At 68.5% G+C, this 11,860-nt stretch carries 15 protein-coding genes; 10 read left to right on the top strand and 5 right to left on the bottom strand.

The features are described 5' to 3' along the window. The first annotated feature begins 73 nt into the window (after positions 1 to 73). From AC5P8Z_RS15480 to AC5P8Z_RS15455, 6 genes are read left to right on the top strand one after another with little or no spacing between them, the layout of a single operon-like run. Positions 74 to 862 carry an ABC transporter ATP-binding protein gene (locus AC5P8Z_RS15480; RefSeq protein WP_495229444.1) on the top strand — a complete coding sequence of 263 codons (789 nt, stop codon included), beginning with the start codon at positions 74 to 76 and terminating at the stop codon, positions 860 to 862. Continuing rightward, complete coding sequence (locus AC5P8Z_RS15475; protein WP_286070428.1) at positions 862 to 1,611, top strand: MlaE family lipid ABC transporter permease subunit; 750 nt, start codon at positions 862 to 864, stop codon at positions 1,609 to 1,611. The genes AC5P8Z_RS15480 and AC5P8Z_RS15475 overlap by 1 nt, the downstream gene beginning before the upstream one ends. A 59-nt stretch (positions 1,612 to 1,670) precedes the next feature. Further along, positions 1,671 to 2,195 carry an outer membrane lipid asymmetry maintenance protein MlaD gene (gene mlaD / locus AC5P8Z_RS15470; protein WP_495229443.1) on the top strand — a complete coding sequence of 175 codons (525 nt, stop codon included), beginning with the start codon at positions 1,671 to 1,673 and terminating at the stop codon, positions 2,193 to 2,195. After that, on the top strand, positions 2,192 to 2,854 hold the full coding sequence (locus tag AC5P8Z_RS15465) for an MlaC/ttg2D family ABC transporter substrate-binding protein (RefSeq protein WP_495229442.1): 663 nt from the start codon (positions 2,192 to 2,194) through the stop codon (positions 2,852 to 2,854). Before mlaD ends, AC5P8Z_RS15465 begins: the two co-directional genes overlap by 4 nt. Beyond that, positions 2,844 to 3,155: an STAS domain-containing protein gene (locus tag AC5P8Z_RS15460; protein ID WP_286070430.1), complete on the top strand. Its 312-nt coding sequence runs from the start codon at positions 2,844 to 2,846 to the stop codon at positions 3,153 to 3,155. Before AC5P8Z_RS15465 ends, AC5P8Z_RS15460 begins: the two co-directional genes overlap by 11 nt. Position 3,156: 1 nt before the next feature. After that, entirely contained in the window at positions 3,157 to 4,161 is a 1,005-nt protein-coding gene (locus AC5P8Z_RS15455; RefSeq protein WP_286070431.1) for an MlaA family lipoprotein, read from the top strand. A gap of 107 nt (positions 4,162 to 4,268) precedes the next feature. Here the strand turns inward: AC5P8Z_RS15455 and AC5P8Z_RS15450 are convergent, their stop codons facing one another. The 3 genes from AC5P8Z_RS15450 to AC5P8Z_RS15440 all read right to left on the bottom strand — a co-directional run bounded on the left by AC5P8Z_RS15450 (position 4,269) and on the right by AC5P8Z_RS15440 (position 6,962). Then, a complete protein-coding gene (locus tag AC5P8Z_RS15450) occupies positions 4,269 to 4,814 on the bottom strand; it encodes a glutathione peroxidase (RefSeq protein WP_049429202.1) in 546 nt (181 codons plus the stop codon). A gap of 127 nt (positions 4,815 to 4,941) precedes the next feature. Next, positions 4,942 to 5,340, bottom strand: coding sequence for a hypothetical protein (locus AC5P8Z_RS15445; RefSeq protein WP_495229441.1), 399 nt, complete (start codon positions 5,338 to 5,340; stop codon positions 4,942 to 4,944). Positions 5,341 to 5,411: 71 nt separating this feature from the next. Continuing rightward, the gene (locus AC5P8Z_RS15440) at positions 5,412 to 6,962 is read right to left on the bottom strand and encodes a DNA recombination protein RmuC (RefSeq protein ID WP_286070432.1); all 1,551 of its coding nucleotides are present in this window, start codon (positions 6,960 to 6,962) and stop codon (positions 5,412 to 5,414) included. Between the two features lie 45 nt (positions 6,963 to 7,007). Here AC5P8Z_RS15440 and AC5P8Z_RS15435 point away from each other — a divergent pair, with 45 nt between their 5' ends. Continuing rightward, entirely contained in the window at positions 7,008 to 7,613 is a 606-nt protein-coding gene (locus AC5P8Z_RS15435) for a glutathione S-transferase family protein (protein WP_286070433.1), read from the top strand. Positions 7,614 to 7,774: 161 nt separating this feature from the next. Here AC5P8Z_RS15435 and AC5P8Z_RS15430 read toward each other — a convergent pair whose 3' ends face one another. Continuing rightward, entirely contained in the window at positions 7,775 to 8,782 is a 1,008-nt protein-coding gene (locus AC5P8Z_RS15430; protein WP_286070434.1) for a zinc-binding alcohol dehydrogenase family protein, read from the bottom strand. Between the two features lie 91 nt (positions 8,783 to 8,873). Here AC5P8Z_RS15430 and AC5P8Z_RS15425 point away from each other — a divergent pair, with 91 nt between their 5' ends. From AC5P8Z_RS15425 to AC5P8Z_RS15415, 3 genes are read left to right on the top strand one after another with little or no spacing between them, the layout of a single operon-like run. Beyond that, positions 8,874 to 9,845 (top strand): LysR family transcriptional regulator, encoded by a 972-nt coding sequence (locus AC5P8Z_RS15425; protein ID WP_286070435.1) that lies wholly within the window; start codon positions 8,874 to 8,876, stop codon positions 9,843 to 9,845. Positions 9,846 to 9,859: 14 nt separating this feature from the next. Continuing rightward, positions 9,860 to 10,489, top strand: a complete 630-nt coding sequence (gene leuE, locus AC5P8Z_RS15420; RefSeq protein ID WP_286070436.1) for a leucine efflux protein LeuE — start codon at positions 9,860 to 9,862, stop codon at positions 10,487 to 10,489. Beyond that, a complete protein-coding gene (locus tag AC5P8Z_RS15415; protein WP_495229440.1) occupies positions 10,486 to 10,920 on the top strand; it encodes a hypothetical protein in 435 nt (144 codons plus the stop codon). Before leuE ends, AC5P8Z_RS15415 begins: the two co-directional genes overlap by 4 nt. A gap of 23 nt (positions 10,921 to 10,943) precedes the next feature. Here AC5P8Z_RS15415 and AC5P8Z_RS15410 read toward each other — a convergent pair whose 3' ends face one another. Further along, on the bottom strand, positions 10,944 to 11,846 hold the full coding sequence (locus tag AC5P8Z_RS15410; protein WP_495229439.1) for a LysR family transcriptional regulator: 903 nt from the start codon (positions 11,844 to 11,846) through the stop codon (positions 10,944 to 10,946). Between the last annotated feature and the right edge of the window lie 14 nt (positions 11,847 to 11,860).

The raw sequence follows: 11,860 nt of genomic DNA, 5'->3' as shown, positions 1-11,860 counted from the left end.
TGGACCGTCCAGTCTGCTTATGTTCAGCCGACGGGCCCGATCCTTCGATGTCTAAAAAACGTTAATGGTGCCCATGTCGGCTTCCACCTCCAGTGTGGTGCAGTTGTCCAACGTCCGCATCGACCGGAGCGGGCGCACGATCCTGCGCGACGTGTCGCTGCAGGTCCCGCAGGGCAGCATCACCGCCGTGCTCGGCCCGTCCGGCAGCGGCAAGTCGACGCTGCTGGCGGCGCTGACCGGCGAACTGCGCCCGGTCGCTGGCGAAGTCACCCTGTTCGGCAAGCCGATTCCGCATGACAGCAGTGCGCTGCTGGAGATGCGCAAGAGCGTGGGCGTGCTGCTGCAGGGCAATGGCCTGCTGACCGACCTGACCGTGGCCGAGAACGTTGCGCTGCCGCTGCGCACCCATACCCGCCTGCCGGCCGCCGTGCTGCGCCGGCTGGTGCAGATGAAGCTGCATGCGGTGGGCCTGCTGGCCGCCGCCGATGCCTGGCCGCGCGAGCTGTCCGGTGGCATGGCGCGCCGTGTGGCGCTGGCCCGTGCACTGGCGCTGGACCCGCCGCTGATGATCTACGACGAGCCGCTGACCGGGCTGGACCCGATCGCCTCGGGGGTGATCATGAGCCTGATCCAGCGCCTCAACCACAGCCTGGGCCTGACCAGCATCATCGTCAGCCACCACGTGCACGAGACCCTGCCGATCTGCGACCAGGTGATCGCGATCGCCAATGGCGGCATCGTGTTCCATGGCACGCCCGAGGCACTGCAGTCCAGCCAGGACCCGCTGCTGCGGCAGTTCCTGCACGGCCAGCCCGATGGCCCGATTCCGTTCGATGCCGCGCCACGCGCGAGGGTTGCCTGATGCCGTTCGTCCAAGCCACCCGCTCGCTTGGCCGCGCCGGCCTGTTCTCGCTGACCGTGCTGCGCGGTTCGCTGCCCACGCGTGATTTCCTGACCGAGCTGACCCGCGAGATCTACAAGATCGGCGCGCGCTCGCTGCCGATCATCGCCGTCGGCGGTGCCTTCGTCGGCCTGGTGCTGACCCTGCAGGGTTACCGCACGCTGACCACCTTCGGCGCGGCCGACGCGCTGTCGACCCTGCTCGGCCTGTCGCTGTACCGCGAGCTGGCGCCGGTGCTGACCGCCCTGCTGTTCATCGGCCGCGCCGGCAGTTCGATTGCCGCCGAACTGGGCCTGATGCGCGCCACCGACCAGATCAAGGCGCTGGAACTGATGGCCATCGACCCGGTGGCCAAGGCGGTGGCGCCGCGCTTCTGGGCGGCGGTGCTGACCGTGCCGTTGCTGACCGGCATCTTCTGTTCGCTGGCGATCAGCGCCAGCTACTTCGAGGCCGTGCATGTGCTGGGCCTGGACAATGGCGTGTTCTGGTCGGCGCTGCGCAACAGCGTCGACTTCTGGGATGACTTCGGCGTGGCGATGCTGAAGTCGGCGATCTTCGGCGGCACTGCCGCGCTGGTTGCCGCCTACGTTGGTTTCCACGCCGAGCCGACCATCGAGGGCACCTCGGTGGCGACCACCCGTGCGGTGGTCAACGCCTCGCTGCTGGTACTGATGTTCAACTTCGTGCTGTCGGCAATGTTGTTCACCTAACCCCTCCACCGGCGGTGCGCAGGCGCGCGCGGCCACCACGACTCGATCAGGTAATCCACATGGCCATCCGCGGTCCCAGACTCGAATTCTCCGTCGGCGCTTTCCTGCTGCTGGCCCTGGCCTCGCTGATGGTGCTGGCCGTGGCCTCGACCAACCAGCGCTGGAGCTGGGGCAGCGACGGCTACGAGCTGAAAGCACGCTTCTCCCAGGTCGGCCAGCTGCGCAAGCAGGCCCCGGTGAAGATCGGCGGCGTTACCGTCGGCCAGGTCGCCTCGATCGACCTGGACCCGGTGAAGTTCGAATCCATCGTGACCCTGCGCATGAACAGCAAGGTCAAGGACCTGCCGGCGGACACCTCGGCCGGCATCTTCACCAGTGGTTTGCTCGGAGAGAGCTATATCGGTCTGCAGCCGGGCGGTGATCCGGACGTGCTGAAGGCCGGCGACGAGATTGTCTTCACCCAGCCGGCCGTGGACCTGATCCAGCTGGTCGGCAAGTACATGTTCAGTGGCGGCGCCGGTGGCGGCGCAGGCCAGAAGCCCAACGATGGCGCGCAGGCGCCTGCAACGGAACCGCAACCATGAAGATGAAACTGATCCCGGCCCTGCTCGCCTCGGCGCTGCTGGCAGCTACGCCGCTCCTGGCCCAGGCCCAGGCCGCCGCCCCCGCGGCGTCCGCGATGCAGGGCCAGGCCGGCAAGGTGGTGATCGATGCCAGCAGCCGCATCCTGTCCACCCTGCAGCAGCGCAAGAGCGAGTTCACCAGCAACCCGGCCAGCCTGCGCAGCTACATCGACAGCGAGCTGACCCGCACCTTCGACCGCGACTACGCGGCGCGCCTGGTGCTGGGCCCGCACGCCCGCGGCGCCTCCGACGCGGACATCAAGCTGTTCGCCGATGCCATGGCCGACAGCCTGATGCAGCGCTACGGCTCGACCCTGCTCAACATCCAGGGCAAGCCGAGCTTCCGCCTGAAGGGTGAAAGCCCGTTGCCGGGCAACCGCGGCGTGCGCGTGAGCACCGAGCTGGTGCGTGCCGGCAACGAACCGACCCCGGTCGAGTACTGGATGCGCAACGTGAACGGCCAGTGGAAGATCTTCGACGTCAACATCGAAGGCATCTCCTACGTGCAGACCTTCCGCAACCAGTTCGATACCCCGCTGCGCCAGAAGGGCATCAAGCAGGTGGCCACCGAGCTGCACAACGGCAGCATGCAGGCCGGTCCTTCGGGCAATGGCAAGTAACGCGCTGGCGCTGCTGGAAGGCGACACCCTGCGCCTGCGCGGGGTACTCGACCGTGCCGCGGTGATCGCGTTGTGGCCGCAGCTGCAGGCCCTGCCGGCAAAGCTGGCACGGCTGGAGCTGGGCGAGGTCGAGCGCGTGGACAGCGCCGGCCTGGCCCTGCTGGCCGAACTGGCGGCACGTGCGCGCAAGGCCGGCCACCCGCTGGCGATCTCCGGCGCGCCGGCCGGCTACAACGAGCTGAGCGCGGCCTACCGGCTGTCGCCCGACCTGGATTTCAACGCAACTTCTGCTGCGAGCTGACATGAACGTCGTACGCACTCTCCCCCTGATCGTCCTGGCCACCGCGCTGACCGCCTGTGCCGGCAAGCCCGCACGCAGCGAGGCGCCGTCCGCCAGCACCCTGGTCCCGGCCAGCGCTCCCGCCGAGGCGGCGCCCGTTGACACCGGCGTGGCCGACGTCGCCCCGGTGGCCCCGGTGAACACCCCGCCGGTCGCCACCGCTGCAGCGCCAACCCCGGCCCCGGCCAGTGCCGATGCAGCGAAGACCGCAGCGGCCACCGCACCGGGCGGCGATGATGACTTCGATGCCCTCTATGGCGGCGCCGGCAATACCGGCAGCGCGGCGGCCTACGACCCGTGGGAACCGTTCAACCGCAAGGTCCACACGTTCAACAACGCGGTCGACCGCGGCATCGCCCGCCCACTGGCGACCGCCTATACCCACGTCGTGCCGCGCTTCGCCCGCACGGGCGTCAGCAACTTCTTCAGCAACCTGCGCGCGCCGGTGACCATCACCAACCAGCTGCTGCAGGGCCGTGGTGCCGATGCCTGGGACAGCCTGGGCCGCTTCCTGATGAACAGCACGCTGGGCATTGGCGGCCTGTTCGATCCGGCCAGCAAGGCGATGGTGCCGCGTCGCAATGAAGACTTCGGCCAGACCCTGGGCGTGTGGGGCTGGCGTCGCTCGCGCTACGTGGAACTGCCGTTCTTCGGCCCGCGTACCGTGCGCGATGTGTTCGGCCTGGCCGGCGACATCCCGCTGTCGCCGATCCGCCGCATCGAGGAAGACAAGGTCCGCATCGGCCTGCAGGGCCTGCAGCTGGTCGACACCCGCGCGCAGCTGCTGGCGATCGACGACCTGCGTGACACCGCGGTGGACGAGTACTCGCTGGTGCGCGATGCGTGGATGCAGCGCCGCAACTACCAGATCGAGAACGATCTGCGCAGCAAGCGCGACCGTGGCCACGACGATGCCAACTCGCCGATTCCGGTCGATGCGATGCCGATGCCGCAGTGGACCCACTGAGCTCGCTGATCGGTGCATGAAAAACCCCGCCTCGGCGGGGTTTTTCTTTGGGCGCTGCGGGGTGGGTCGGAGCCCTTTCCCGTGGAAAGGGATCCGGCCCCGGCCGATCAGGCCGCCAGGGCGGCCTCGATGGCTTCGCGCAGGCGCGCGTCATCGGCCGCCACGTCCGGGGCAAAGCGCGCGAGGACCTTGCCGTCGCGGCCAACCAGGAACTTCTCGAAGTTCCACAGCACCGCCGGTGCTGCGTGGATCGGGATCTCCTTGCTGGCCAGGCGCTCGCGCAACGGGCCTTCACCGATCGACTGCGGCTGAGCGGCGATCAGCTGCTGGTACAGCGGGTGGGTGTCGTCACCGGCCACGCTGATCTTGGAGAACATCGGGAAGCTGACGTCGTAGGTGAGCTGGCAGAACTGCTGGATTTCCGCCTCGCTGCCCGGCTCCTGGCCGAGGAAGTTGTTGGCGGGGAAGCCCAGCACTTCCAGGCCCTGCGCGTGCTTTTCCGCATACAGCGCCTGCAGGCCTTCGTATTGCGGGGTCAGGCCGCACTTGGAGGCCACGTTGACCAGCAGCAGCACCTTGCCCTGGTAGTCGGCAAGCGAGGACGGCTGGCCGTCGATGGTGGTGAGGGAAATGTCCTGGATCGGGGTGCTCACGCGGGGGCTCCGGCTACGGCGGGGAATGGCCCACCAGCATAGCGCCGCGCGCACTGTTGTAGAGCCGAGCCTACGCTCGGCTCATTTGCAGGGCAGCCGAGCATGGGCTCGGCTCTACAGGACATCTTCAATCCACGCAGATCGTGCCCTGCGCCTTGCCGTCCTCGATGCGCTGGCGGCAGCCGAAGTTCTGGCTGACATCGCGCTGGCAGGTACCGGTGGCGACGCTGCCAGCGGCCACCTCGCCGCTGGCCAGGCATTGGCCCGTGCAGTCGCTCTTGCGACTGCAGGCCTTGCCGGCATCAACGTAGGGAATCACGCACTGCTCGCGCTGCAGCCGGCCCAGCCGCTGCAGGGTGCCACCGGCCGCCTGGCAGTCGACATCGCGTGCCTCGCGGTAGGCTTCGGCCGCTTCGGGGCTGGCGGCTGCGGCGGGTGCGACCGCCGTATCGGCAGCCGGTGGTGCGCTGCTGCAGGCGACAAGCAGCGCAGTCAGGACAAGGCTGGAGCAGAGGCGCAGGCGCATGGCGGTACCTGATCGAAGCGGACAGGCCGCCAGCATACGCATCGGCGATGCAGGCGGCGTGTCAGCGTGGCTCAGGCCTCGTCGCCGTCGTTGCCTTCGTCCTCGCCGGCCCCATCGCCCTCGGCCAGATCACCCAGCAGCGACTGCGCCTGTTCGGACGCCAACGATTCCACGCCCCGCAGGCGTCGTTCGATGGTGCGCGTCTTGCGGCTGGCCTCGCCGATGCTGCGGCCGACCGTGGTGATCTGTTTCTCGGCCTTTTCCAGGATGCCGGCGAACTTGCCGAACTCACTCTTCACCGCACCCAGCAGGCTCCACACTTCGCTGGAGCGCTGCTCGATGGCCAACGTGCGGAAGCCCATCTGCAGGCTGTTGAGCAGGGCAGTGACGGTGGTCGGCCCGGCCACCACCACGCGATGCTCGCGCTGCAACAGGTCGACCAGGCCCGGGCGCCGGATCACTTCGGCGTACAGGCCTTCGGTGGGCAGGAACATCACCGCGAAGTCGGTGGTGTGCGGCGGCGCGATGTACTTGTCGCAGATCGACTTGGCCTGCACGCGCACCGCGCGCTCCAGCTGGATGCCCTGCAGGCGCACGCCCTCTGCGTCCCCCTGTTCCTGCGCATCCAGCAGCCGTTCGTAGTCCTCGCGCGGGAACTTGGAGTCGATCGGCAGCCACACGGGCGTGTCATCGCTGCTGCGCCCCGGCAGGCGTACGGCAATGTCGACCATTTCACCGCTGTCCGGCCGCACCTTCACCGCACGTGCGTACTGCTCTTGGGTAAGCGTCTGCTCGAGGATGTTCTCCAGCTGCACTTCGCCCCAGCTGCCGCGGTTCTTGACGTTGGTCAGCACGCGCTTGAGGTCGCCGACGCCGGTGGCCAGCTGCTGCATCTCGCCAAGGCCACGCTGCACCTGCTCCAGTCGCTCGGACACCAGCTTGAAAGAGTTGCCCAGGCGCGTTTCCAGCGTCGACTGCAGCTTCTCGTCCACGGTGTGGCGCATCTGCTCCAGCTTCTGTGCGTTGTCGTTCTGCAGCGCGCGCAACTGTTCTTCCAGCGTTGCGCGCATTTCGGCGATGCGCTGTTCGTTGCGCTGGGTCAGTTCCTGCAGGCGCAGGCCCAGGCTTTCGGTCAGGCGCTGCTGCGACTGCGCACCTTCCTCACGGCCCTTGCGCGCATCGTCCACCAATGTCTGCCGCAGCGCGCCAAGCTGGGTGTCGGTGCGCCCGGTGAGCTCCTGCAGCTGCTGGCCGAACGCGTGGATGCGCGCTTCCTGCTGCTGGCCGAAGGTTTCCAGCTGGCCACGCAGTTCCTGCAGGCGCTGTCCCATCAACGCGGCGCCGCGCTGCTGGCTGTCGGCGGCTTCGGCGCGCGCCTTGCGGGCGTCTTCACCCAAGGCTTCGCGCAGCAGGTCCAGGCGCTGGTCGGTGCGGGTGGAGAGGTCGGTCAGCGCGCGGGCAAAACCATCGAGCTGTTCGCGCAGTTCGCTGCGCCCGGCGCGTGCCTCCTCGCGCACCGCCTGTTCCAGGCGGTCATGCGGTGGACGGCGCAGCAGGGCGACCAGCTGCAGGATGAGCACGGCCAATAGAAGGCCGCCAATGAGCAGATATTCGGTTTGCATGGCACAAGTGTAGGCTGGCGGAGTCTCAGCTGCTGCGCCGGAACCATGCTCGCTCTGTACGGAAAGCCCACCTCCATCAATGTGCGCAAGGTGCTGTGGCTGTGCGCGGGGCTGGATCTGCCCCTGCACCACGAGCCTGCGCCACCGGCAGACCTGGTGGCCACACTGAATCCGAACCGGCAGGTACCGGTGCTGCGCGATGGTGACTTCGTGCTGTGGGAGTCCAACAGCATCTGCCGCTACCTGGCCGTGCTCGCCGGCCGTGACGACCTGCTGCCTGCTGCGGCGCAGGCCCGTGCGCGGGTGGAGCAGTGGATGGACTGGCAGGCCAGCGACCTCAACAGTGCCTGGCGCCACGTGTTCATGGCGCGGGTACGGCAACACCCGGACTACCCGGATGACGCCCGCGCCGAGGCCAGCCTGGCGCAGTGGAACCGGCTGATGGGGGTGCTTGATGCACAGCTGGCCGCCACCGATGGCTACGTGGCGGGCAGCACCTTCACCCTCGCTGATGTCGTGCTGGGGCTGTCGACCCAGCGCTGGCGCAGCACACCGGGCAACAAGCCTGTGCTGGCCCGCGTGGATGCCTGGTTCAAGCGCCTGCGCCAGCAGCCCGGTTTTGCGGAACACGTCGACAATGGCGTGGCGTAGCGGACGGCTTCGCCAGCTCTTGGTAGGTGTCGACCCTGGTCGACACGGCGGATCCACGCCATGCGTTGATGAAGCGTTGTAGAGCCGGGCCCACGCTCGGCTGACGCCCATGCCCGAACGGCAGCCGAGCGTGGGCTCGGCTCTACAGGACGGGTCTGGTCTTACCAGCCTTCCAGCACGATCTTGCCCTTGGCGCGATGGCTCTCCAGCAGCGCGTGCGCGCGCCGCAGGTTGGCCGCGTCGATGCGCCCGAAGTGCTCACCGAGCGTGGTCTGCAGCACACCGGCGTCAATCAGCTCGGCCACCCGGTTCAACAGCTCATGCTGGCGCTGCATGTCCGCGGTCCTGTAGAGCGGGCGGGTGAACATCGACTCCCAGTGCAGCGACAGCGCCTTGCGCTTGAGCGCCATCACATCCACCTGGCCCGGGTCATCGATCAGGCCGAACTGGCCTTGCGGCGCCAGCAGCTCCACGATCTGCGCGTAGTGCTGGTCGGAATGGGTCAGGCTGGCCACGTGCTGCACCTCGCTGATACCCAGGCGTGCCAGGCCCTCGGCCAGCGGCAGGCTGTGGTCGATCACGTGGTGCGCGCCCATCGCGTAGACCCAGTCCTGGGTATCCGGACGCGAAGCGGTGCCGATCACGGTCAGCTTCGTCAGCTTCCGCGCCAGCTGCACCAGGATCGAGCCGACACCACCGGCCGCACCGATCACCAGCAGGGTCTGACCCTCTCCGCCGCCCTCGGGGATGCGCAGGCGGTCGAACAGCAGCTCCCAGGCGGTGATCGCGGTCAGCGGCAGCGCCGCAGCGGCGGCATCGTCGAGGCTGGCCGGCTTGCGGCCGACGCTGCGCTCGTCCACCAGCTGGTACTCGGCATTGCTGCCCGGCCGGTCGATCACGCCGGCGTAGTAGACCGCATCGCCCGGTTGGAAAAGGGTCACTTCGCTGCCCACGGCGTCGACGATGCCGACTGCGTCCCAGCCCAGCACGCGCGGGCCGTCGGTGGCCACGCCGCGGCGGACCTTGGTGTCGACCGGGTTCACCGCCACCGCGCGCACCGCCACCCGCAGGTCGCGCGGGCCGGGCTGCGGCAGGTCCAGTTCGATGTCGATCAGGGCCTGCGCATCTTCGATCGGCAGGCCGGCGTGGGTGTAGGCAATGGCGCGCATGGCAGCGGTCCAGTGGGGAAGGAGCGGACAGGTTGCACCGCGCACGGCCACTCAGAAAGGCGCAGAATCGGGCAGCACTTTCACTCCGGCAATGAAGATGATCCGCTTCGACGACCTGCAGTTGTTCGTCCGCACGGCCGCACTGGGCAGCTTCTCGCAGGCCGCGCGCGAGGCCGATCTGTTACCCGGCCAGGTCGCTGCTGCCGTGGCGCGGCTGGAACGCGAACTGGACCTGCGCCTGTTCGTGCGCACCACCCGCAGCCTGCGCCTGACCGGCGAGGGCGCGCTGTACCTGCCGTATGCGCAGGAGGTGCTGGCTACCCTGCGCGAAGGGCGGGCCCGCGTGCAGGGCGAGGACGCCGAACTGCACGGCACGCTGCAGCTGTCGGCGCCGTCGGACTTCGGTCGCAACCTGCTGCTGCCGTGGCTGAGCGCGTTCCGGGCCGCTCATCCACGGCTGCGCCTGCACCTGCGCCTGTCCGACGAAGTGGCCGACGTGTTCCGCGATCCGGTCGACGTGGCGATCCGCATCGGCCACTTCGACGACGCCAACTACGTCGCCCTGCCCCTGCTCGAAGGCAACCGTCGTGTCCTCGCGGCTTCGCCCGATTACCTGCAGCGACGGGGCACGCCTGTGCGCCTGGAGGAACTGCGCGAGCACGATTGCCTGGTCTACCAGCTCAGTGGCCGCGCCTACGATCGCTGGTCCTTCGAGGTCGACGGGCGCCGCACCGTGATCCCGGTGCGCGGCCCGCTGGTCTGCGACGACGCCGATGTGGTGCGGCGCTGGGCGGTGGCGGGAGAAGGCATCACCTACAAATCCTGGCTGGACCTGCGCGAAGACGTGCTGGCCGGCCGCCTGCAGCTGCTGCTCGATGGCGTTGGCAGCCACATTCCGCTGCAGCTGGTGTGCCCGCACCGAAAGCAGTTCTCGCCGGCGGTACGGCAGCTGCACGCGCAGCTGCGCCAGCACCTGCAACCGCTGCTGTCTGGCATGCCCGATGGACTCGCCGGCCCCCTGTCGCCAGTCCCGGCGCTGGCCGACAATGGCAGCCCCCCGTAACAGAGAACACCGCCATGCCGTGGATGGGCATCCAGGACCTGTGGACGTTTCTGGTCGCCGTGCTGGTGTTTCTCGCCCTGCCCGGCCCCGGCACCTTCACCCTGTTGACCGCCACCGGCCGAGGCGGCGTGCGCGGTGGCTACACAGCACTGGCCGGCCTGCTGGTCGGCGACCAGATCCTGATGTGGCTGGCGCTGGCCGGCGTGGCTGCGCTGCTGAAAGCCAATCCGCTGGTGTTCCATGCCGTGCAGTACCTGGGTGCGGCCTATCTGGTGTGGGTGGGCATCGGCCTGCTGCGCACGCCGAAGCACGAGGCTGGTGACGCTGGCCCGATCCGCATGCAGCCGGGCCGCTATTTCCAGCAGGCGATCCTGGTCAGCCTGCTCAACCCGAAGGCGATCCTGTTCTACATGGCCTTCCTGCCGCTGTTCATCGATCCGAAGGCGCACCAGGGCATCGCCACCTTCGCGGCGCTGGCTGGGATCATCCTGGTGGTCAGCATCGCCTACTGCTCGATGCTGATCGGTGTGGGCAACCTGGCCCGCCGCCGGCTGATCCAGCATCCGCGCGTCAGCGATGCATTGCGCCGCGTGGCCGGCCTGTTCCTGGTGGGGTTCGGCATCCGGCTGGGGCTGAACGGATGATCCGGCCGCTGCTGGTGCTGGTGTTCATCGGGCTTCTGGCCGACACCGCAGCGGCCAGCGTGCAGGACCATCGCTGCCTGAGCGGCGGTCGCGATGACCGCATCCATCTGGAATGGCGCTGGCTGGATGACGGCGGCGCCGACGTGCGCTACGCCGGCCAGCGTGAGCGCCTGACGCTGCGCCGGATGTCGATGGAGACCACGGTGCTGGCCGAAGATCGCCCCTACCAGTTCGACAGTGTCTGGGAAGAGCGCATCGACGGGCGGGTCAACGGCCGCTACCGGCTGAGCACCCAGGGCGCGCTGGTGCTGGACCTGAGCTACGAACGCGCCCGCGACGGCCGCACCACCGCTTTCCACGATGACCCCGAGGCCTGGCAGGAAGAGGGCTGCCATTGGCCGGGAGGCGTAGCGGCGCGCGTGATCGATTGAAGCATGCCAACCAAGGTTGGCATCTACCGGTCGTGCATCTCCGCCCGCAGATGGTCGATGAACACCCGCAGCTTGGGCGCCATCTGCTCGCGCGCGGGGTAGTACAGGTGAAAGCCGGGGAACGGCGGCTGCCAGTCCTGCAACACACTCTGCAGTCGCCCGGCGGCGATGTCGTCGGCCATCAGCGAGGCGAACCCCTGGGCCATGCCCAGACCCGACAGCACGGCATGATGGGCAACACCGGCATCGTTGAACACCAGCCGCCCGCTCACTTCCACCTCCAGGTCGTGGCCTTCGCGGCTGAACTCCCACGGCATCAGCCGGCCGTTGGCCAGGCGATGCACGATGCAGGTGTGGCCCTGCAGGTCATGTGGGGTCTGCGGCATGCCATGGCGTTCGAAATAGGCCGGCGTGGCCACCACCACCTGCCGCTCGGGTGGCCCGACCGGCACCGCGATCATGCCCTGTGCGAGTGATTCGCCCAGGCGGATGCCGGCGTCGAAGCCCTCGGCCACCAGATCGGTCAGCGCGGGGTCGACGCACAGTTCCACCTGCACCTGCGGGTAACGCGCAAGGAAATCGGGCATCCGCGGCAACACCATGCGATCGGCGACGATGCGCGGCAGGGTCACGCGCAGCCGCCCGGCAGGCACCGAGCGTGCGCTGTCCAGTTCGGCAAAGGCCTGGTCGATCTGGTCCAGGCCGCCGCGCACGCGCTGCAGGAAACGCGCGCCGTGTTCGGTCAGGCTGACCCGCCGCGTGGTCCGCTGCAGCAGCCGCACGCCCATCCGCGCTTCCAGCGCGCGCACGCTCTGCGACAGCGCCGAGGTCGACACGCCCAGCGCATCGGCGGCGCGGGTAAAGCTGGCGTGCTCGGCCACGTGGACGAAGGCGACCACGGCAGTGAGGGGGACGGAGGCATCCATTGTGAAGGCAGCCT

Source organism: Stenotrophomonas sp. YJH_SMC_17, from assembly GCF_059371655.1.
Note: the sequence above shows the minus strand (reverse complement) of the source record. Positions and strands in the feature narration are given on the sequence as shown.

Bases quoted from the DNA above. Each gene is read 5' to 3' on its own strand.
- AC5P8Z_RS15475 (WP_286070428.1), top strand. From the start codon at position 862: ATGCCGTTCGTCCAAGCCACCCGCTCGCTTGGCCGCGCCGGCCTGTTC.
- AC5P8Z_RS15430 (WP_286070434.1), bottom strand. From the start codon at position 8,782: ATGCGCGCCATTGCCTACACCCACGCCGGCCTGCCGATCGAAGATGCG.
- mlaD (WP_495229443.1), top strand. From the start codon at position 1,671: ATGGCCATCCGCGGTCCCAGACTCGAATTCTCCGTCGGCGCTTTCCTG.
- AC5P8Z_RS15435 (WP_286070433.1), top strand. From the start codon at position 7,008: ATGCTCGCTCTGTACGGAAAGCCCACCTCCATCAATGTGCGCAAGGTG.
- AC5P8Z_RS15425 (WP_286070435.1), top strand. From the start codon at position 8,874: ATGAAGATGATCCGCTTCGACGACCTGCAGTTGTTCGTCCGCACGGCC.
- AC5P8Z_RS15455 (WP_286070431.1), top strand. From the start codon at position 3,157: ATGAACGTCGTACGCACTCTCCCCCTGATCGTCCTGGCCACCGCGCTG.
- AC5P8Z_RS15415 (WP_495229440.1), top strand. From the start codon at position 10,486: ATGATCCGGCCGCTGCTGGTGCTGGTGTTCATCGGGCTTCTGGCCGAC.
- AC5P8Z_RS15460 (WP_286070430.1), top strand. From the start codon at position 2,844: ATGGCAAGTAACGCGCTGGCGCTGCTGGAAGGCGACACCCTGCGCCTG.
- leuE (WP_286070436.1), top strand. From the start codon at position 9,860: ATGCCGTGGATGGGCATCCAGGACCTGTGGACGTTTCTGGTCGCCGTG.
- AC5P8Z_RS15445 (WP_495229441.1), bottom strand. From the start codon at position 5,340: ATGCGCCTGCGCCTCTGCTCCAGCCTTGTCCTGACTGCGCTGCTTGTC.
- AC5P8Z_RS15410 (WP_495229439.1), bottom strand. From the start codon at position 11,846: ATGGATGCCTCCGTCCCCCTCACTGCCGTGGTCGCCTTCGTCCACGTG.
- AC5P8Z_RS15480 (WP_495229444.1), top strand. From the start codon at position 74: ATGTCGGCTTCCACCTCCAGTGTGGTGCAGTTGTCCAACGTCCGCATC.
- AC5P8Z_RS15465 (WP_495229442.1), top strand. From the start codon at position 2,192: ATGAAGATGAAACTGATCCCGGCCCTGCTCGCCTCGGCGCTGCTGGCA.
- AC5P8Z_RS15440 (WP_286070432.1), bottom strand. From the start codon at position 6,962: ATGCAAACCGAATATCTGCTCATTGGCGGCCTTCTATTGGCCGTGCTC.